The sequence below is a fragment of the Candidatus Zymogenaceae bacterium genome (assembly GCA_016931225.1).
GTDB lineage: Bacteria > Desulfobacterota > Zymogenia > Zymogenales > Zymogenaceae > JAFGFE01.
On the sequence record JAFGFE010000041.1, the window covers coordinates 21,600 to 43,089 of the forward strand.

The 21,490-nt window shown below is 57.2% G+C and carries 9 protein-coding genes; all 9 read left to right on the top strand.

Features of this window, described 5'->3' with window-relative positions; genetic code table 11:
• The first annotated feature begins 106 nt into the window (after positions 1–106).
• The gene (locus JW885_16375; GenBank protein MBN1883740.1) at positions 107–2,800 is read left to right on the top strand and encodes a hypothetical protein; all 2,694 of its coding nucleotides are present in this window, start codon (positions 107–109) and stop codon (positions 2,798–2,800) included.
• 262 nt (positions 2,801–3,062) lie between these two features.
• On the top strand, positions 3,063–4,079 hold the full coding sequence (locus tag JW885_16380) for a branched-chain amino acid ABC transporter permease (protein ID MBN1883741.1): 1,017 nt from the start codon (positions 3,063–3,065) through the stop codon (positions 4,077–4,079).
• A gap of 23 nt (positions 4,080–4,102) precedes the next feature.
• On the top strand, positions 4,103–5,068 hold the full coding sequence (locus tag JW885_16385) for a branched-chain amino acid ABC transporter permease (GenBank protein ID MBN1883742.1): 966 nt from the start codon (positions 4,103–4,105) through the stop codon (positions 5,066–5,068).
• Positions 5,069–5,171: 103 nt separating this feature from the next.
• On the top strand, positions 5,172–6,356 hold the full coding sequence (locus JW885_16390; GenBank protein ID MBN1883743.1) for an ABC transporter substrate-binding protein: 1,185 nt from the start codon (positions 5,172–5,174) through the stop codon (positions 6,354–6,356).
• Between the two features lie 150 nt (positions 6,357–6,506).
• Complete coding sequence (locus JW885_16395; GenBank protein ID MBN1883744.1) at positions 6,507–8,117, top strand: ATP-binding cassette domain-containing protein; 1,611 nt, start codon at positions 6,507–6,509, stop codon at positions 8,115–8,117.
• Positions 8,118–8,294: 177 nt separating this feature from the next.
• Positions 8,295–10,031, top strand: a complete 1,737-nt coding sequence (locus tag JW885_16400; protein MBN1883745.1) for an AMP-binding protein — start codon at positions 8,295–8,297, stop codon at positions 10,029–10,031.
• Positions 10,032–10,541: 510 nt separating this feature from the next.
• Positions 10,542–12,971 (top strand): hypothetical protein, encoded by a 2,430-nt coding sequence (locus tag JW885_16405; GenBank protein MBN1883746.1) that lies wholly within the window; start codon positions 10,542–10,544, stop codon positions 12,969–12,971.
• Between the two features lie 16 nt (positions 12,972–12,987).
• Positions 12,988–15,234 carry a DUF11 domain-containing protein gene (locus JW885_16410; GenBank protein ID MBN1883747.1) on the top strand — a complete coding sequence of 749 codons (2,247 nt, stop codon included), beginning with the start codon at positions 12,988–12,990 and terminating at the stop codon, positions 15,232–15,234.
• A 24-nt stretch (positions 15,235–15,258) separates the two neighbouring features.
• On the top strand, positions 15,259–21,490 hold a 6,232-nt coding region (locus JW885_16415; protein MBN1883748.1), incomplete at its 3' end, for a DUF11 domain-containing protein.

A 21,490-nucleotide genomic window follows, 5' to 3' on the forward strand; every position in this document is an offset into this window, starting at 1 on the left:
CTTCATACACGCCCCCCCCTACACCCCGTCGGATTCCGTGAAATGTAACCCGGCCGCAATCGGTGCGGCCCGAACCATATCGTCGATACAGATTCGGGAGGACGTCATGGGTGTGATGAAACGTGTCCGCAAGAACGGGATCGTGATTTCCTCGGTCTTTTTCTGCCTGACGGTCACGGTCGCAATCGGCTTGGATGCCCGGGCCGCGGACCTGGACGTAACGCTGCGGGTGAAAAACACTCTTTCCGTCCCCCGGGCGGGGGAGCCGGTCACCTCCGGGGTGCCGATTCCCGAATCTATCGGGCTGATGGACGCGGGCGATGTGGTGCTCCTGGGTCCCGACGGTATGCCTCTGCCTCTGCAGGCCGTACCCCTGGCCCGGTGGGGCGGCGGTCCCGACGATCCAAATCGCCCCATACGCTGGCTGTTATTGGATTTTCAGGCGGACGTACCGACCCACGGGATATCGTCGTATCGCCTGACGACCGGTGAAGCGCCGCCTGCGCCCGCACATGCTGTGACGGTGACCGACGCCGGGAATACCGTGACGATCGACACCGGGGCGGGTACGTTTATCGTCAGCCGTGAAGACGGCTCGGTGAGCGGCCCCGGTATCGCCTCTCCGGTGCGCCCGGTCCTGGCGGACGGAAATGGCGTCCGGCGTTATCCCGACGGGCCGGTGACTGTTGATACCGTTATGTCCGGTCCCCTACGGGTGTCAATACACGTCTCCGGGAGCTTCCCCGACGCCGGGGAGGGTTCCGTGGATTTCACCGCCCGGTGGTGGTTTTATGCGGGCACAACCACGGCACGGCTCTTTGTGACGATCGAGAACAACACCCCCTCGCCGCTGGTCGAATACGGCCAGATCGACTGCTACGATATCGGTTCTTCGGGATCGGTGACGTTTGCCGACTTCTCCCTGGTGACGACGGGCGATGTGGGGAAGGGCCTCACGTATCTCGTCGCCGGAGACGACCCGAATCCGGCACCCTGGGCCGCCCCGGCGGGAGGGGGGGAGGCACCCATGACCGGGCCGCTGACGGATGAGCTGGTGCTCTATCAGGATTCCAGCGGCACGGATGAGTGGGATCACTACATCACGTTCACCGACTGGGACGGAAACTCCCTCGATACCCGTCCCCGAATGCAGGCATACGTGGGCTTTCGGGGATACATCGTCACGGAGGGCGGTGGGACCATCGCCGCCGGGGACCACTCCGGGGGGTGGGTCTCCATTTCGGGGGATAAAGGATCGCTGACCGCAGGAATCGCGGACTTCTGGCAGAGCTTCCCAAAGGCGATTCGGGCCTTTCCCGACGGGACGGTGGAGATTGGGCTCTTTCCCGATGAATACGCCGAAGGGTACGGGGGCGGCCGGGGGGGCGCATACCTCCACACCCTGAGGCCCGGCGAGCACAAGACCCACGAGGTGGCGCTGGCCTTTGTCCCGAAAGGGACATCGCCCCCCTCGGGCGACGCATTGTGTGCCCCCCTCTTCGCCGCGGCGGCGCCCTCGTGGTATGTAAAAAGCAAAGCCTTCGGCCCGACGGCCCTGCCGGACAGGGGCCGATACCCCGATTACGAGACGTACCTGGACTACCAGCTTTCTCCGTCGCCGGAAAAGGTTGGCATGGAGGAGTTGTTCGACACCCTCTTCGACGCGATATCCGGCACCGACTTTTTCGGGATATATGATTTCGGCGATTGGCCCATCGACTACGAGGGATACGAGGCGGCCCCCCTCAACGGAAAGTACGACAACGACTACGGCCTGTGGCTCCAGTACCTGCGTCGGGGAGATGTACGCTGGTTCGAGCTCGCCCGAGCGCTCGATCGGCACGTCGCCGATATCGACATCCTCCACACCCTCCACACCCCCCGGCACTGGAGCGACGGCATCGCCTTCGGACACAGCCATCACGACGAGGACGGTTTTACCAATCCCCACAGAAACGGCGGCGGCAACCATCCGGACACCGCATACGGCATGAAGGGGATGCTGCTTCTCTATTATCTGACCGGGTATGAAAAGGCGTATGAATCCGCGATGGAGCTGGCCGACTGCGTCGCCTATCGGGTGGAGAACGACGCCAACGTCTGTCATCTCATCACCGGTGCCGTATGCAGCGGAGAGGGCTACGCGCTGCCGGACGGGATGTACGATTCCGGCTGCCGTCCCGCCGCCAACTGCCTTTCAATCCTGACCCAGGCGTACCGGGCCACGGGAGATGATCGATACCTCGGGCTTGCCCGGACGGTGGTGACCTGGGCCGATCCCGGGGCCCAGCCCTATATCCACGGGGAGACGGGGGGTGACCTCTATGTGAAGCCGTGGCAGTTGAACATGTACCTTTCAGCCCTGGCGGATTACCTGGAGATGCACCGGGAGTTCAGTCTTGCCGACACCGCCGGGGGGCGCACGGCGTATCTCGCCTATGCCGACTGGCTTGTCGATTATGCGCTTCTGGAGCTTGTACCTCTGGACGGCACATCCCGGGCGGCGTATCCCTACGAGTGGTGGCTGGACGGCCGCACCGGCGATCCCGCCGATGAATGGTCCAGCGGCAACAACGTCCCCTCTATAAATAACTGGCTCCTTCTGGGTGCGGACGTCATGGCGTATGCGTACGCATTGGGCGGCGATACGAAGCACCGCGATGCGGCCGGGGCCCTCTTTTTTACCGGCAGTCGGGATCCCTGGTTCGAAGGGGATTACTCCGGCTATTCGGAATCGAAACAGGCGGTCAACGGCATCGCGTTCGGCCATCTTTTTCTCTTCGTGGAGGCGAGAAAATAGCACAGATCGGGTGCAGGCCGCACAGATTTGGTACGTACCTCCTTCAAAATTAAAAAAAAACCCTTATGAACATTTTTATGAAGTTTGTGTAAAGAAAAGCTTGAAATCTCAGTAAGGCTTTGTTATATAACACTCAATATATTCATATCAATCGCGTATCCGCTTTCTCTTTCACACGGGAAATACTTAACACACCCTTTCCTACTCACGATCACGCTGACCATACCGCGCCTTTTAACGGAACAATCCGCACAGGAGCCTTATGGATCTCAAGCGATCGTATTTCGAAGATATCAAGCTGTTCGAGAGCGGCGTCGTTCTGTTTTGGAGCGTCGTCCTCTTGGCCCTCCTCATTGCCTTCCCGCTGTTTGCAAAAACGTACTACATCTACATCGCAAGTCTCCTCTTAATCAACATCATCGTCGCTATCGGCCTGAACCTGCTGGTGGGCTATACCGGTCAGGTATCCCTGGGACATGCGGGATTCCTCGCCATCGGGGCGTACACGTCGGTGTTGCTGATGCTCAAGCTCGGATTCCCGTTCCTTGTGGCCCTGCCGCTGGCGGGATTGGTGTCGGCCCTGTTTGGATTCATCCTGGGGCTTCCCGCCCTGAGGATGGAGGGGCCGTATCTGGCCATCGCCACCCTGGGGTTTGGGATATCCGTCGAGCAGATCCTGGGTTTGATGGAGAAGGTGACCGGGGGCCGCATGGGGCTGGAGACGCCGCCGTTTCGGGTATTCGGGCACACCCTCAAGGGCGACCTGGTTGTCGGGTCATTCGCCCTGGGAGAAGAGCAGCAGATATATTTTCTCATCATGATCGTCACCGTGATCATGACGTTCTTGGCGATCAACCTGGTGCGCTCCCGCATCGGCCGGGCCTTCATCGCCATCCGGGACAGCGACATCGCCGCGGAGAGCATGGGCGTCAACCTGACCTACTACAAGACCCTGGCCTTCGCCGTTTCCGCTTTTTTTGTGGGGGTGGCCGGCGCACTTCAGGCCCATATGATCACCTTCATCGCCCCGGTGCAGTACAACCTTATCCAGTCCATCTATATGCTGGCTATGGTGGTGGTGGGGGGGCTGGGATCGATACTCGGTTCCATCCTGGGGGCGATACTCTTTACCATGCTGCCCCAGCTTCTTGCGGAGTTGGGCTGGCTCAATTCGGTCATCACCGGCGCCATCATGGTTCTCATCATCGTCTTCGAGCCCCTGGGACTTCGGGGACGATGGATAAAGATAAAAATCTACTGGAAGATGTGGCCGTTTTAACGGGACCGTTTGGATAGGGATATATGAGCGAATTTGAAAAGATACTGTTTATCGTGCTCCAGGGGCTGGCCACGGGCAGCCTCTACGGGCTGATCGCCCTGGGGATCGTGATGATCTACAAGACGTCCGAGGTCCTCAATTTCGCCCACGGCAACATGGGGATGGTCATCGCCTTTGTGAGCTATCGGCTGATGGAGAAATTCATGGCTCCCCTGACCGAAATCGTTCATGGGACGATATCGACGGTCCCGTTTCTCTCGTGGATGGGGGAGGGATTCATCGTCTCGGCCATCTTTGCGTGCGTGCTTATTGTCAGCTTCATCGCGGCGTTCGTGCTGGGCATGATCATCGAGTTGACCATCCGCGCGGCGGAGGAGCCGAATATGCTGGGTCTCATCGTCATCACCATCGGCTGGTGGCTGATGCTGGACGGCGCCGCCATCCCGATCTTCGGCACCCAGGATCACCGCATGCCGGAGCCGCTTTCCCATTTTAAAATATACAAGCTGGGCAACGTCCCCCTCAACCAGCTCGACGTGATCATCTTCGCCATTACCGTCATCATTATCGTCATCATGTTTCTGTTCTTCCGCTACGCCCGGGTGGGCGTCGCCATGCGGGCCACGTCACAAAACGTGGACGCCGCCCGGCTGATGGCCATCAACACAAACCGGGTCTTTGCCCTCACCTGGGGGATCAGCTCCATGCTCGGGGCGTTGGCGGGGATTCTGACGGCGTCCAAGTTCTTTCTCAACAACAGCATGATGCTCTATCCGTTCTTAAAGGCCTTCGCCGCCGCCACCCTGGGGGGACTCACGAGCCTCCCCGGCGCCATCGTGGGAGGGTGGATACTGGGGGTGTCGGAAAACCTCTTCGGCCGCTACGTCTCCATGGATTTGAAGACGCCGTTTGCCTTTCTGGTGATCGTCCTCGTTCTGGCGATACGCCCCAGCGGGCTTCTGGCCCGGCATTACGAAAAGAAGGTGTGAGGGATGTCATTTAAAATCGCATGTAACTCTGAAGTAGACTGCCGCGATCATCGATACTCATCATAACCATTTTTTAACCTCATAAAAACATGAGGAGGGAACAATGAGAGCAATCAAAATCATTTTTGTATGTGCGCTGGTCATCGGCCTGTTCTGTGCGGTGGCATCGGCCCAGGAGGTTCCCGGCGTGACCGAGGATACCATCCTCATCGGCACCACCGGCCCTCAGACCGGTCCGGCCAACGCTTGGGGCGCGGTCCAGCGGGCTATGTGGACCTACTTTCAGGCACTGAACGACGCCGGGGGGATAAACGGCAGGAAGCTAGAGCTGATCATCCTGGATGACGGCTACTACCCGCCAAACGCCCTGGCCAACGTCAAGCGGCTGGTGGAGGAAGAGGAAGTGTTCTGTATCGTGGGCGTTCTGGGCGCGGCCAACGCCGAGGCGGTCAAGGAATATCTGGATGAGAGCGACGTGCCCTGGATGGGCGTCATCGCCGGTCATCGGGGCATCTCCGAGCCGCCCCTCGATAATGTCTTCGTGGGTTATCCCCAGTATTATCTCGGCTCCCAGGCGCTGACTTACTACGCCGTGGAGGAGCTGGGCATCGAGAAGATCGGCGTGTTTTACCAGAACGACGAGTTCGGCGGCGACGGCAAGGCCGGCGCGGAGGAGGCACTGGCGGACCTGGGACTGGAAGTTGTGGCGGCGGTTCCCTATGAGGTGTCCGACACCGACTTTTCAAACCACGCTCTAACGATGATGGAGTCCGAAGCCGAGGCGGTGGTGCTCTACGGCACCGCCAAGCACTGCGCCCTGTTTGTGGGAAGCTGTGCCGCCCTGGGATACCTGCCCCAGTGGCTCGGCACCAGCGCCATTTCCGACCCGGTGATGATCAGTCTCTTGGGTGAGGCGTGGGACGGCGCCATAGTGGCAAATTTCGCCCCCAACCCACAGGATGATTCCGAGGCGTCCGTCTGGTATCGGGAACAGCTGGAAAAATACGCCGAGGGTGAGGCCGATACGGCTCCGGGGACTTTTACCATTGCAGGATTTTATTTCGCCGAGTACCTGGTCGAGGCCCTCAAGCGTGCGGAGGAACCGCTGACGAGGGAGGGCCTCATAGAGGCCCTGGATTCCTTCGAGAACGTCACCGGTATGTTTATCCATGACGTCACCTATACCGACGACGACCATCGGGGACAGACTACCTTCTATCTGATGCGGGCCGACGCCGAGACGGGCGAGCTGGTCAAGATCACAGATTGGATATACCCCAGGGAATAGAATCACAGAACAACATATGGGACGGGGCGAAACGCCCCGTCCCGAACGTGTGAGGTGAGGGGAAAAAACCGGTGGAATCCGGTTTCTTGAAGAAAGACAGTACGGCCGACGAAAGCCGGGCGTGCATGATTACAGGTATGCGGGCGGCATATGGCACTTCTTTCGGTTTCCAACCTTTCGATATTTTTCGGCGGGCTTGCGGCCCTCGATGATGTCTCCTTCGACGTCGAGGAAGGTCAGATATTTTCCATCATCGGCCCTAACGGCGCGGGCAAGACCACCATTTTCAACTGCATCAGCGGCAGATACCGACAGGATTCGGGAAAAATCGAGTTTGCCGGTCTGGACATCTCGAAAAAAAGACCCGATTATATTGCCCGAGTCGGCGTGGCGCGGACGTTTCAGAATATCGAGCTTTTTTCCCACATGACGAGCCTCGATAATATTCTCCTGGGTCGCCATATCCATATGAAGCACGGTGTGCTGCGCTCGATGTTACGGTTCGGGAAATGGGCCAACCGGGAAGAGATCGCCCAGCGGGAGGTAGCCGAGGAAATCATCGATTTCCTGGAAATCCAGTCCGCTCGCGATCAGTTCGTCGTCAACCTCCCCTACGGCACCAGGAAGCTGGTGGAGCTGGGACGGGCGCTGGCCCTCAAGCCGAAGCTCTTGCTTCTGGATGAGCCGTCGGCGGGGATGAACCTGGAGGAGCGCCAGGACCTGATGATCTGGATCGGTGATATCCGGGATGAGCTGGGGATTACCGTGGTGCTGGTGGAGCACGACATGAACCTGGTTATGGGTATCTCCGACGAGGTCATGGCCATCAATTTCGGAAAACAAATCGCCCGGGGTACCCCGTCCCACGTACAGGGTCATCCCGAGGTGCTGACGGCCTATTTGGGGAAGCAAAATAGCCAAACGGCCGACGCCGGCCCGCGAATCACCGCGCCTCGATCGAAGGAGGTCGCCGGGCGTAAGGAGGCGAAGCCGCTCCTTTCGGTATCCAACATCGAGACCCTGTACGGAAAGATAAACGCCCTGAAGGGGATTTCACTGGAGGTCAAAGAGGGGAGCATCGTGACGATACTGGGGGCAAACGGCGCGGGCAAGACGACGCTCCTCAAGACGGTGGCGGGTCTCCTTGACGATCAGCCGGAAAAGGGAACGATTACCTTTAAGGAAAAGCGCATTGAGCGCAAAAAGGCGGTGAAAGTGGCGCCACTGGGCATCTCCTACGTTCCCGAAGGGAGGGAAATCTTCCCGGAGCTGACGGTGATGGAGAACCTGAAGATCGGGGCGTACGCCCGGCACGATAGGGAGGCGATGGCCCGGGATCTGGAGCGGGTGCTCGGGTATTTCCCAATACTCTCCCAGCGGGCGCGGCAAACTGCGGGAACTCTCTCCGGCGGCGAGCAGCAGATGCTCGCCATCTCCCGGGGTCTCATGTCCCGCCCCCGTCTTCTCATGCTGGATGAGCCGTCCCTGGGGCTGGCTCCGATACTGGTCAACGAGATTTTCGATATCATCAAGACCATCAACGAGGAGGGGATCACCATCCTCTTGGTGGAGCAGAACGCAAACATGGCGTTATCCGTGGCGGATTACGGATACGTGCTGGAAACAGGCAGGATCGTCCTTTCCGACGTGTCCCGTAACCTCCTTGAAAACGAGGATGTGAAGGAGTTTTACCTGGGGGTGGGGAAAGACGTTTCCGAAGAAGGCCCAAAGCGCTACAAGCGCAAAAAAAGATGGCGATAGTGATACCGGTCACTGGCCCGCGTGCGATGATGTCATAGTATAGGCATTGAAAAGATATCTCGAAAACAGCGAGGTGTTTTTGTGAGTACGGCACAGACACGACAATCGGCACACACCATCAATACGGTGCCGGATCTGTTTTTTTCCCAGGCGGAAAAGTACGGCGGCAGGGTTGCCATGCGTACGAAGGAATTCGGCATCTGGCGGGAGATCGGCTGGGACGAGTACGCCCGGCACGTTCGTGAGGTGGCCGGTGGGCTTCTGGCCCTGGGGCACGAACCGGGAGAGCGGGTCGCCCTGATCTGCGAAAACCGCCCGGAATTTCTGTATATTGACCTGGGTATCCAGTCCGTCTCCGGCATTACCACCGCCATCTACACCACAAACGCCGCCAGCGAGGTGCACTACATACTGGATCACTCCGAGGCCCGGTTCTATTTCGTTGAGGACCAGGAGCAGCTCGACAAGGCGCTGGAGGTGGTCGATGAGCTCCCGAGGCTCGAGAAAATCATCGTCATCGATATGACCGGGCTTCGCGGCTTTCAGGATGAAAAGGTAATAAGCTTCGGTGATTTCATGGAGATGGGGCGGGAATATATACAGGAACATTCGGACGCCCTCTCCCGACGCCTGAACGCCATGAAAACCGATGACCCTGCCCTGATCGTGTACACCTCCGGCACCACCGGCCCGCCCAAGGGGGCGATGCTGTCCCACGGGAATATCCTGTGGACCGTGGATTCTTTGGGAAAGTCCAACCGTATCTATGAAAACGACGAGGTATTGTCCTACCTGCCGCTCTCTCATATCGCCGAGCGGGTCATGACGGTGTTCAACGGCATCCATTTCGGTTACACCATCAACTTCATCGAGAACCTCGACACCGTCACGGACAACATGCGGGAGGTCTCCCCCACGGTGATCTTCGGCGTTCCCCGCATCTGGGAAAAATACCACTCCGCGGTACTGCTCAGGATGAAGGACGCCACCTGGTTCAAGCGCGTCCTGTTCGCGGTCGCTTTGATGGTGGGGAACCGGTATGTACAGCAGAAGTTTTCCCGTTCGGGTGTCACACTTCCGATGAAGATCCTGTACGCACTTTTCAATTTCACCGTGTTCAGAAAACTCCGAGAGAGACTGGGAATGGATCGGGCGCGGCTGGTAATTTCCGGCGCGGCTCCCATCTCTCCCGCGGTGTTGGAGTTTTTTCACGCCATCGGAGTTCCCATACGGGAGGTATACGGTCAGACAGAGGATTCCGGTCCCGCCACGATTCACCACGAGGGCGATATCAAGCTGGGCACCGTGGGAAAACCGCTGCCCGGCGTGGAGCTGGATATCGCCGACGACGGTGAGATACTGGTGAAGGGCGGGAACGTGTTTCTCGGCTATTTCAAGAATCCCGCCGCTACGGAAGAAACACTGAAGAACGGCTGGCTCCATACCGGAGATGTGGGTGTCATCGACAATAAGGGATACCTGATTATTACCGACCGAAAAAAGGATATTCTCATCACCGCCGGCGGAAAGAACGTCGCCCCGCAGTTTATCGAAAACAAACTCAAGTCATCTCCCTACATCAACGACGCCATCGTCATCGGCGAGGGGAAGAAATATCTCACGGCGCTCATCCTCATCGACGAGGAAAATGTGACGAAATACGCCCAGGAGAAGCGCATCCCCTTTACCACGTACGCCAACCTTTCGAAGAATCCGGAGATACATGCGCTTATCCATCGGGAGGTGGAACTGGTGAATAATGATCTGGCCCAGGTGGAAACCATAAAAAAATTCACCATACTTGACAAGCGCCTTGACCAGGAGGACGGCGAGCTGACCCCCACCATGAAGGTCAAGCGCAAGAAGATCAGTGAGATGTATGAGGACATCATAGAAAAGATGTACGCTTCGTAATGTCGGGGGGGCATACACAGATGACAGAGAGAAACAGTGCGATTCGCCGTCCGATACTGCCAGCATTCCGTCCGCCGCCGGATTCACACACTCAAGACGGACGTTTCCGGTGATTCTTCGGCGGCTAATGGTAAGAAATTATATGTCTATGTGTATTAAAATATGGATAATTAAGTATCATATTGAGAAATTTGAATATAATCTGAATACAGATTTAAAGGTTTTTTGTGTTGACTTCTCTTCTGAAAAAATTTAAAATATTTTACGAAGAATGTGTGCATTGTACAAAGAAATACTTCATCGCCGGGATTGTTTCAAGTGTTCGGGATAATTAAAAAAATTGCTCCGGCATGAGGTGAGCGGACATGGCGGTGAATGAACAGGCATGACATAAAACACGGGCTGACAATGATCAAATTTTAATAGGATTCGCTCATTCGGATGCTGCATGTCTGGCTGATTCTCAATGTGAGTTACTCCTGTTTTCTATATTAGTTCTGGTAGATTGTGTTGAAAAAAAACATCGTTCTGAGGTCTCTACTGCTTTTATGCAGTATTCTTTTTATTATCCCCGTCAACGTCTTTTCCATCCTCATAGAAGACGAAGAGTCAGGAACCGATCTATTTTTGATGGGACTCGGGATCGTTCGGGTGAATTATTCCTCGATCGGGGGGAACGAAGTCGATTTTGAGGAAAGCGATCGGGGGCTCCCGGATTATTTCTCCAACACCACCACCGTGGATATCCTTGCCGACGGGGTGCTCTATCACTATTACGACGTGGAGGGATATCTCCACTACCGGGAAAGAACGTACAACTACGAGCCGAACCTCGAATTCTACCTAAAAATTCAGCGGGATAAAAATTATCTGTCGGCGGGCGACCATGATATGGGAGTCTTCACCGACACCCTCTTCACCAGGTTTGAACCGGAATTTCGAGGCGGCACCATTCACCTTGAGGGCGAAAAGTACGGCCTTGAATTGGTCGGTGGCGCGGTGCGAGGCGAACAGGCCGAGGAGGAGATCGCCGCCGACGGCTCATCCGGACCCTACTACCTGTCCAATTTCCCTCTCGTTGAGGGGAGCGAGACGATCTATCTCCGAGTCAGGGACAAGAACAATCCCTCGCGCATCGTCAAGGACCAGAAGATGCGCCGGGGTGTTGACTACCGCATCGATTACGACGACGGAGAGATCACCTTCACCCGCAGGGTTGACGCCACGAATTTTGCGGGAAATCCGGTGTATATCCGCGCCACATATGATTACGACGATCCAAACGGCGGATACAACCGGTACATCTCCGGCTCACGCCTGTGGGTTCAGCCCCACGAATATGTCCGGCTGGGAGTGACCTACCTCAACAACATGCCGGATAGTTCCAGTCTTTCCACCATGTGGGATGAGAGGCTCCAGGTATACGGAACAGACCTGAATATCAATGTCAACGATGAATTTCTCCTTCAGGGCGAGATGGCAATCAGCGAGGTGCCCAATTCCGCCGATGACCTGAGGCGCTACGCCTATCGGGCCAATCTGCTCTGGCGGCCCGACGACCGATTCCAACTGTGGGGAAACTACTACCGTGTCGAGCGGGATTTTCTCACCTTCGGTACCACAAGCCTCTCGATGGACAGCGTGGTGGAGGAGATATTGTTCGACAATCCCTTCACGTTCAAATCGGGCACGGCGGATTACGATTTGAACCCGGAAATCGAGATCGGACTGGGGACCGACGAGGAATCATGGAATCTGGGCGCCCAGTATGAGTTTATACTGGATCATACTCTCACCGCCGGATATACCGAAACCCGGGACAACATTCCCCACGATACCCTGCTTCCCACGACCACCAGCAGGGACATGTATATCAATTACACCTACACGCCCGCGGGGAAATTCCACTATATCGCGGGATTTGAGATGCTCATGGAAGAGGACGACTCCAATCCCCAGAGCTTGGACGATCGCACCTGGCGGGCGCTTTTGGGGGCGCGGGGGATGCTGGGCGAAACCGGCGTGACGGGCCCGGTGCACCTGGAAACGGTGTATATTTTTGAAAACTATCAAAACCGCATCGATTCCCTGGATGACACCAGGACACATTACATTCTCGCCAGGGTGGATATGGAGCCGGTCCCCGATTTTCGTCTGTATCTCGAGCAGGATGAACTCCTGACGGACGGCGAGGACCGGAGCGGACTGACGCTTCGGGAGGACACCACCTACTTTGGATTTGCCTACGATAAAGAGAATTTCTCCATTGGAGTCGATTACAAGTTCGCACAAATGGACGACTATGTTGCGGGGTATGTCACCGACCGGGAGCATGTGGTCTCCACCATTATCACATACCGACCCATGACGACGATAGTATCCCGGTTCAAGTTCGAGCTGGGTCTTTCCGAGGATATGACGACCGATCCCCGGACCGAAACATATGATTACCTGACCCAGGCGGAGATCATCTGGGATATTACTCCCAACCTCATCCTGAGTCTCTTGTACGAGATGGAAATGACTCAGGATATCTCCGGCCCCGCCCGGGATGAGACATATGAGGATGAGGGAACGGTGATACTTGAGTATTCATCCGAGAGCGATATCGTGGCCTTCTATCTGGAATATACCCATGACCGAAGCCGGATCAGGACCTACCCGTTGGACACCATCACCACCGATACCGACACCATCATTGCGGGGGGGAAATATCGTTTTATCGAGGACTGGGAGCTGGTGGGCGGCTATAAATATGCTATCACCCACGGCGAAGTGGACAATCACAAGATGGACGGCTTTGTGGAAGTCGGGTATGAGCCCTGGGAATTTCTCAAACTGTCGGTGGGGTACGAATATCAGGAGTATTACGACCGTGAAGATCATTCCAATGACTTCGACGCACATATCGGGTACTTCAAGGCGACGGGCAAGTTCTAAACGGCGGTGAATAAAAATGAAAACCACACTTAAAATTACAGCACTGATTCTGATACTGACGGCCCCGGCGCTGGGTGTTTTCGGCCTTCCCCACGACCTGGGAATTGCCGGATCTCCGTCGATCTCGATGGTGGCGGTGGGTGACTTCGACATCCACGCCGCGCCGCCCAGGCGGACCGTGGACGCCGGCGACAACACCTTCTACACCGTTGTGGTCAAGTTTCACAATTTCGACGGCCCGGTGAGCCTCTCTGTTGAGGGGCTTCCCGCCGGCGCCGACTGGTCCTTCGATAAGAATCCGGTTGAGCCGAACGGACAATGTGAAAGCTGCGGCAACGCCGAGACAAAGCTCCGCATCAGCACGGAAAAAACCGCGCCCGCGGGTACCTATACCCTTACCATCGTCGGTGAAAGCGATGAGGTGGGCAGGCGCACCGACACGGTGACGCTGGTCATCGAGGGAGGGCAACAGGGCGACTTCGACATTCAGGCGTCCCCGTCCTCGAGGACCGTCGACGCCGGCACCGGCACCTTCTATGCTGTTGTGGTCACGTTCGATGATTTTGACGACCCGGTGAGCCTCTCGGTTCGGGGGCTGCCCACGGGTACCGACGGGTCCTTCGACGACAACCCGGTTGCACCGGATAAAAACTGCGGTTGTGATAAGACCGAAACGAAGCTCCGGATCACCACGGAGAAGACCGCGCCCGCGGGTACCTATACCCTGACCATTGTCGGCGAAAGCGAGGGGGTGGGCACACGCAGCGACACGGTGACGCTGGTTATCAAAGGAGAGGAGCCCGAGGGGCATCTCGTCGCCGATCCGACGACCAATACCATCGACCCGGGTGACGCCGCCCGATACACCGTCACCGGCAGGTCCAATGCCGACTTCGAGGCGGAGCTCTCGGTTTCGGGGCTTGTCGCCGGGATGAGCGCCTCATTTGAGCCGACGGCGGTGATCACGTCTCAATCTCCCTCTACCGTGCTTGTCGTGAAGACAGATGCGTCCGTCGCCGCGGGCACATACAAGCTGGATGTGAAGGCGAGCGGCGGCATAGACGACGGCGTCACCGTTACCCTGATCGTGGGCGACGGTCCGGTTGAGGAGGAGTCGGGGAATCTCTCGGTGAGAAAATCGGCGACGCCAACCAGCGTCAAGGTCGGTAGCGTCGTCATCTATACCCTGCATATCGATAACACGGGACGGGGGGCCGTCTCGGATGTCGTGATCAGGGACACCCTGCCCACGGGCGTCGGATATGTCTCCGGCAGCACCATCAAGGACGGTAAGTTTTTCTCCGATCCGACGGGATCGTCCACGCTTCTGTGGCGGCTGGGAGAGCTTGCCGCGGGGGAATCGATTACGCTGAAGTATCACGTGACGGTCAAGGGGAACGCCTCACGGGGCCTGATGACCAACAGGGTGGTCGTTACCGGTACGGATCGTCGGGGTGTGAAGCTCTCGGATACCGACACCGCGGACATCTCACTTTCCGGGGACGTGATGGAGAGAAAGGGAAAAATAAAGGGAAGCGTCTTTGTGGACGCCAATGAAAACGGGATGAAGAACGCGGACGAGACCGGTCTGGGGGGCGTCACCCTGGTGATGGAAAACGGAGAGCGGGTGACGTCTGAAGAAGATGGTTCGTTCCTGTTCGATGAAGTCAAGCCGGGTGAGCACCTGGTCGCCCTGGACGAGAGAAAGCTTCCCGACGACTATTTCCTGATTGGGGAGTCATCGATCATCGTATCCGTTTTCTGGGGGGGGACCTCCCGGGTGGAGTTTTCCCTGGGATACATCCCGCCGCCCCCGCCGCCGCCCACCGCCGAGGAAATGCTTGCGTTGAGGGAGGCGGAAAAGAAGGCGCTGGAGGAAAAGAAGAAACAAGAGGAAGAGAAGAAAAAACAGGAAGAGAAAAATAAAGAATCCACAGGCAAGGTATCCGGCCGAGTGTATGTCGATTCTAATGATAACGGAGTGTACGATCGCGGTGAAACGGGGGCGGAGGGAGTTGTGGTGCTTTTGGACGGAACGAAAACCGCGACGACGGATCGAAGAGGGAACTTTGCCTTCGACAATATTTCCCCCGGTGCCCACGTGGTCTCCCTGCTCACCGACAGCGAGTTTTCCGATTCATTCCGACCGGGGAAGAAAGATCGCGAGCGGGTGACGGTTACAAGCAACGTGACTCATCTGGTTGAGCTGGCGGTGTTTGAGGTACACAAACTCACGGTGGAAATAGAGTTAGATATTCAATAACATAAAACTTCGAGCGGTATGGTCATGGTTGCCAGGTATATTCGGGTAATAACGGTTCTTTTATGTCTGTGTGTCGGGGCGTTCGTTCTCGCTCAGGATGTGGGGCTGGTTTCGCCGCCCTCAATCGAGGTCTGCGGCGAGGGTACGTTCACCATCACCGTGAACAATCCGGGGGCGACACCAACTGACGATATCACAAATGTCGTGGTAACCGCCACACTGCCGGCGAATTATGAGTATTATTCCGCCTCCGGTTCGCCGAGTACTGCGGGCCTCCCGGACGTGGTATGGACCGTCGGAGACATGGCGGGCGGAGCCTCATGGTCGGAGACGCTCACCATCGGCCCGAACTGTTTTGCCACTACCGGGGGCACACTTGATGTAACGGTTACCTATACCGACTCCCTCTTAAACCCCCAGTCAATCAGCGACAATTCTCCCTCAATACTGGTTACCGAGCCGAACCTGGTGATCGAACTGACCGACGGCATCGGCGGGTCCACCCTGGTTCAGGAGCGGGAGGTGGGGGACACCGCCGAGTGGTACATCAGGGTCATCAACACCGGGCCGGGCCGCCTGAATAACGTGGAACTGGACGCGTCCTTCGGTGCGGGACTTACCGACACCAGCGGAATCGTATGGCCGGTGACCATCGGCGATATCGACGGATACACCACATACGATTTCTCGACGGCGCATGGGACCGTCACCGCAACGGTGGATGCGTGTTTGGACATCGCCACGATATTTACCGCCGAGTATGACGGATGCGACGGCGCCACCGCCCCATGTACCCGGGTGACCGAAGAGGTGGAGGGGAGCGTGGAGCTCCTCTACAACACTCCGAACCTCCAGTATGATTTTTACGACGCCGCGGGGGCGACGGTTCTTTCGAGCGTGGATATTCCCTACTGCGGCTCCTATACCGTCAGGGTTATCGTTGAGAATCCCGGGGCCGACGCAGGGAACATCAGAAACCTCACATTCGAGGCGTCTTTTCCCGAACAGTTGATCCTCCTCAATGTATACGACACCGATGGTGCGTATAACGTGACTTTTGGTCCTCCCGGCGGTACGTATGATCCCGCCATATACGCATATGTATATACTATTTCGGTGGAGAATAACAATCCCGCCCTGGATTACGTCATCGCCCCCAATGGTACGGTGGAGTTCTTCTTCGAGATGGAATGGGAAAACCGCTGTTTTCCCGCCGACTGTGAGGCTCTGGTCTTCGAGCCGTACTTTTACGACGACTGCGGCGAGCCCTTCTATCCCCCGGTGAAGGAGCTGGCGGTGGGAGACGCGCCGACGGCGCCCTACTTTACCGTGGTGAAAACAGGGCCCGACAACTTGTCCGAGGGCGATACAGACACCTACACCGTTACCGTCACCCTCGATGCTGACGCCATCGCATCGGTGGACGCCCAGGTCCAGGATACGTTTCCGGAAAGCTTCACCGCCAGCAATGCGGATCGTTCCGGAGTAATCGATAACAGCTCAGGAGTGAAAACCGTTACCTGGCCCGTGGTTTCATTCGCTCCAGGCGTGCCGGAGGTCTTCACCTTCGATCTCACCGCCAGTTACCTGGGAACCGATTGTACCGTCGGCGTGGAAAATTATGTTGAGCTGATAAACGTTGTGCCCATCTGTTACATCCCCGGCGCCCCTCCAATACCCTGCCCGGTGACACCGGACGATGATTACCTGAACCTGGTGGGAGACGATCTTTTAACCATCGAGAAGACTGACCCGAACGGTGACGGCGACTCGCTCTATATGGACGGCAGTGCGGCCACCTACCGGGTGACCGTGGGTTACGACGGCCCCCTGTGCGATTTCGGCGGCACCCTGCAGACCCCGCCCATAACGGTGGTCGACACCTATCCCGCCGGCGGAATTATTTCTAATCTCGTCACGCCCGCAACCGTTATTGCAAATGTAGATCATACCTCCCGGACGATCACCTGGGATATCCCCGTGGGATATACGGGCGCCTTTCCGGTCGTCCTGGAATACGACATGGCGATCGGTACCGCCGGTGACGGGTATTCGGCGGATTTGTGTATCTGCGGTACCGTCGTGTCAAACAGTGTGACGGCGGAGTTGGCCGACACAGACTGCATTATCTGTAATGCGTCGGAGACCGCCGCGTCATTCAACCTCGGCGTCGATTGCGACGATGAACTGATAGCCCCGTTTACCTCATTAAAGGTCGCCAATCCGGGGATCGAGGACCTGTGCGACTGTGTTACCTACACCAATACCCTGACGTTCAACGCCTCGATCGATACAGCGGGATCCACCTGGGCTGATATTTTCTTTACCGAAAACGGCGACAACAATCAGCTTTTCGACAACGCGGGCTCGTATGAGACAATCGGCCCGGCCACATTCACCCTGAACAGCGGTGCACCGATAACACAAAACATAACCCTGGGGTCTCCGATAGACCTCAGTTTTCTCCCCGGCACACCCGACGCCGGCGATGTGCTCGAGATCGAGTATACCATCTGTTTTACCGGCGGAGCCACACCCAGCGTACCCGGTGACTTCGTCGATTGGTCGGATTTTATCGTTTCCGGCTTTCCCAACAGCGTATGTACTACCAGCGACGAGTTTCACGAGGGCTGCTGGGTGACGGCCCGGGATCTTCCCCCCAACCTGGCTGTGTCCACATTCTGCCATTACCAGGGCGGCGTCTGTTCGTCGGTTATCCGTCGGTGCGAGGAATCCCTCTTCACCTTCCATCTCAACCAGACTAATCCCTCCTACGGGGTGCGCATCGAGGTGGATCTCGATGGTGATTTTTCCACCACCGGCGGATCGAATTACGATTATGTAGATTACGTGGGCCCCATACCGGCGAGTGCCGACACCGGCATCCTGGATGGATACTACGGCGCCCTGGACACCTCTGTTGCCGGGAGGCTCATTTGGGATATCGGCGATCTGACCGGCTCGGGCGACGGGAGCTTCAGCTTCTACCTCCAGAAGAACTGTGACGACGAAAATCGTGTTGAAGCACGGGTAATTTACTATGACACCTGCGGCGTCGAGTCGATAGACGCCATGTCATACGAGGCCGGCCGAACATGGGGAGGGGACATCCTGATCAAGAAGACCCCGGAGGTTATCTTTGTCACCGATCGCATCACTCCCCCGGAGTGGGTGTTGTACGTGACAAACCGGGGCAGCGGGCCCGCCTTTTCTGTGGATGTGGTTGACGTGCTGGGCGAGGGTCTGGAATACGACCCCGGAAATCCCTATACGATCTCCGGCGTTGCCGCGGGGGAATCGGTGCTCTTTACCCAGACCAACGACTACCCGAATCCGGGGGAGACCACCTTGGAGTGGATCGTCAGCAAAATCCCCCCGGGTGAGACGGTGGAAATCACGTTGCCCGCGTATATCGTCGATTGCAACAATCGCACGAACAGCGTCATGGCGCTCTGGGGATGTGGTCCCACGGGCTATTGTGATGACACCGCTCCGGTGTACTCACATGTAGAGGAGCTCACCACAAAGGTGACCATCACCCAGCACTCCAGCACCGATGTTGACCTGTGTAAAAACAACGTGAGCACCGGCACCATCAAGTTCCAAAACATCGGGGAGTCAAACGCCTACAGCCTGGTGGTGACCGAACAGCTTCCCGACGGGCTTGAATATATTCCGGGTTCCTACACGATAGACTGCGACACCGACTGCGGCGTCGGCGTCAATTGCTGCGAAAACCCCGCGAGCTTCAGCTACAACGCCGGCACCCGCACCCTGACCTGGGAGTTCTGGAACCAGCCGGGAGACGCCGGCATGAGCCCGGGGGCGGAATATACCATCACCTTCGACTACGAGCTTTCCACCACCGGCTGCGTCGATTATGTCGACGGCAGCACCATGTTACTGAACCTGGAGTATGAAACCGTCTGCGGCGACGCAAAGACCGTCGCCACAAACTCACTGAGCTCCCAGGAGGGGAATCCCGAGATCGAAGTGACCAAATCCCCGGACCCGGTATACGGTGAGCCGGGTGATTCGGTATCCTGGACGATCGTGCTGGAAAACACCGGGAACATGACCGCGTATGACGTGGTGATGACCGATGATCTCCCAGACAACACCACGTTTTTCAGTATTACCCCGGTTGCAAGTCCCGCCCTCACTCCGGTCAGCGTGGTCGATCCCTATTCCTGGGAAGTGGTCGATATGAATCCCGGCGATTCGTTCACCTATACGCTCACGGCGACCATTATTGCCGGCGGGTGTGACGTCCCGCTGGACAACGTGGCGGGGGTGGACTGGGGCTGCTGCTCCGGGGAGAGCGATTCGGCGAACGCGGGACTGGTAACCCAACCGGATGTTTCCCGCAATGTTTCGGCGAGCGGCATTGTCACCACATGCGGGGCGGGAATCGAAATAGTATTTACCAATGGGGCCACTTCCGCATACCATCCCCAAATTGACAGTACGCTTCCAGCCGGGTATTCACATGTTGACGGCAATACTTCTATCGTCAGCGACCTGCGCGGGCCGCTGACCAACACATCCGGAATAGATGAGCCCATCAACGCGGGATCGGACGGCCCCGTTACCCTGACTTGGGACGAGGACTATTTCGGCGGCGAAATTTTACAGAACGAGACCATCACCATCACCTACGATCTGGTCAGCAGTCCCGGCACCTGCGGCATAGACAAGACCGGTTCCAACAGTGTGGTGGTCACCTACGATGACTATTGCGGCACCGGGCCGATCGTCATGGCTCCGGCAACCGTTGATCTCACGGCCACCGCTCCGTCGCTGACCATAGACAAGGATCCCAATTTTCAGACTGTCCCCCCCGGTGGATATGCCGAGTGGACCATCGAGATAGACGAAACCGGCGGAGGAACGGCCGACGATTCCGTTATCATCACCGACGAGTTGGGATCAGATTACGTCCTTGGCACCATCATGGCCCCGAACATTACCGACTATACCGGTTATACGGCGACGCCGACCATCACGCAGCCGGGCGGGGCGGGCAATCCCATATTCGTTGAGTGGACCGGGCTTTCACTGGACGCCAACGGCGATATCGACTTCACCCTGAGGGCGTATCCCGATTCCGGCTCACTGGAGGCGAACCTTTACAATACCGTCACCGTCACGATAGAGTGCGGGGCCTGTACGGCGGCGTCCGCCGTCGATACGGTCTATACCGGGTATTCCAATATTTCAAAGGACATCATTCCCGTAACCGCCACCATCGGCGAGATCGTGCCCATCGAGATTGTCACCACATATTACGGCAGCACGACCGGATACACGAATGTGATCGTTGAGGATGTCCTGCCCGCCGATATGACATACGCGGGTTCGTGGAGTGTCTCGTATGTTGGCACGGACACGGAACCCACCGTCACCTTCGACAGCTATAACGCCGGTACGAACACCGTTAGATGGAACCTCTCGGGTTTCACCGGGCCCACCGACGATATCCATATACTTTTTGATGCGATGGTCCTCAACACCGCCACAAGCGACGACGGTGACACCCTGACAAACACCGGGAGGACATCATACGACGCCGCCGGCTCTTCTTTTACGGACACCGCCACCGACACCATCGATCTTGTAGAGTCGCTGTTGACCATCACCAAGGATGACGGCACCGGCGGGATAGACGTAAACGCCGGGGATGTGATCACCTATACCATCACCCTTGAGAACACCGGCAATTCCACGGCGTACGATGTTGAGGTGACGGACGTGATCCCGACGGGACTTGAGTACGTTACGGGATCGATCTCCGGAACCGGCGCGGACGACAGCCTGGCTCCTGACCTCTCGTGGAGTATACCGAGTATCGCGGTGGGACCCGCCAATGCGGTTGTGTTGTCCTACCAGGTAACAGTGGGCGACGACGTACAGCCTGCGGAGGTCCTCTGGAACGACGCCAATGTGACCTGGAGAAGTCTCGATACCACAAACGGCGAGGAGCGGGAAGGCAGCGGAACGCCTGCGTATAACGATTATTTTGACAGCGCCCAGGATTCGCTCACCATCGCCACCGCCCACAACATCACGAAGACGTTGATCGATCCTCCCGGCGGGAACGTGACGGTCGGCTCGGAGGTAACGTATCATATTGTCTACGAGCTTCCTGACGCGACGATACCGAGGGTTATCATTACCGACACCATCGGTGAGGGGCTGAGGTATTACAGCGGGATCAATTACGCCGAGGTGACGTTCCCGAACGGGAGCACGGCGA

Excerpts from the sequence above, each read along its gene's own strand:
- JW885_16375 (MBN1883740.1), top strand. The coding sequence starts at position 107 with ATGGGTGTGATGAAACGTGTCCGCAAGAACGGGATCGTGATTTCCTCG.
- JW885_16380 (MBN1883741.1), top strand. The coding sequence starts at position 3,063 with ATGGATCTCAAGCGATCGTATTTCGAAGATATCAAGCTGTTCGAGAGC.
- JW885_16385 (MBN1883742.1), top strand. The coding sequence starts at position 4,103 with ATGAGCGAATTTGAAAAGATACTGTTTATCGTGCTCCAGGGGCTGGCC.
- JW885_16390 (MBN1883743.1), top strand. The coding sequence starts at position 5,172 with ATGAGAGCAATCAAAATCATTTTTGTATGTGCGCTGGTCATCGGCCTG.
- JW885_16395 (MBN1883744.1), top strand. The coding sequence starts at position 6,507 with ATGGCACTTCTTTCGGTTTCCAACCTTTCGATATTTTTCGGCGGGCTT.
- JW885_16400 (MBN1883745.1), top strand. The coding sequence starts at position 8,295 with ATGCGTACGAAGGAATTCGGCATCTGGCGGGAGATCGGCTGGGACGAG.
- JW885_16410 (MBN1883747.1), top strand. The coding sequence starts at position 12,988 with ATGAAAACCACACTTAAAATTACAGCACTGATTCTGATACTGACGGCC.